The sequence below is a fragment of the Streptomyces noursei genome (assembly GCF_001646665.1).
In the GTDB taxonomy this organism is placed as follows: domain Bacteria; phylum Actinomycetota; class Actinomycetes; order Streptomycetales; family Streptomycetaceae; genus Streptomyces; species Streptomyces lavendulocolor.
Genome location: NZ_LWBU01000307.1, coordinates 49,397 through 49,876, shown reverse-complemented (window position 1 = coordinate 49,876; position 480 = coordinate 49,397). Strand labels below are relative to the sequence as shown.

Here is a 480-nt window from a genome sequence, read left to right as displayed (position 1 = left end):
CGCGGCCGTGACCATCGGCGCGGACACCTTCTGCGGGCCGTACGTCTACATCACCTCGACCAACCACAGTTACGACGACCCCGACGAGCCGATCGGCCGGCAGTGGCCGCGCTCCGCGCCGGTGGAGATCGGCCCGGGCTGCTGGCTCGGGACCGGCGCGGTGGTCCTCCCGGGCGCCCGCCTCGGCCGCAACGTGGTCGTCGCCGCCGGGGCCGTCGTCCGGGGCGAGGTGCCCGACCACGCGGTGGTCGCCGGGGCGCCGGCCCGGGTCGTACGCCGCTGGGACGCCGAGAGCGGCTGGCAGCCGCCGCTGCGCACGCCCGCTCCCGTACCCGTGCCGCAGGGCATCACGCCCGAGCAGCTGGCCGCGCTCGCCGAGCTGGACCCGGACAACGCCTGACACGGCCGCCCGCGAGCAGCACCGTGCCGACCGGACGGCCGCGGCGGCACCGTACCGACCGGTGCCGGGCGGCGACGCAC

1 protein-coding gene is annotated in these 480 nt (G+C 78.1%); it reads left to right on the top strand.

The window, feature by feature from the left end; translation table 11 throughout:
• Positions 1-400: acyltransferase (locus tag A4V12_RS39550; RefSeq protein WP_267893221.1), on the top strand; the 400-nt coding region annotated here is incomplete at its 5' end.
• Positions 401-480: the final 80 nt, after the last annotated feature.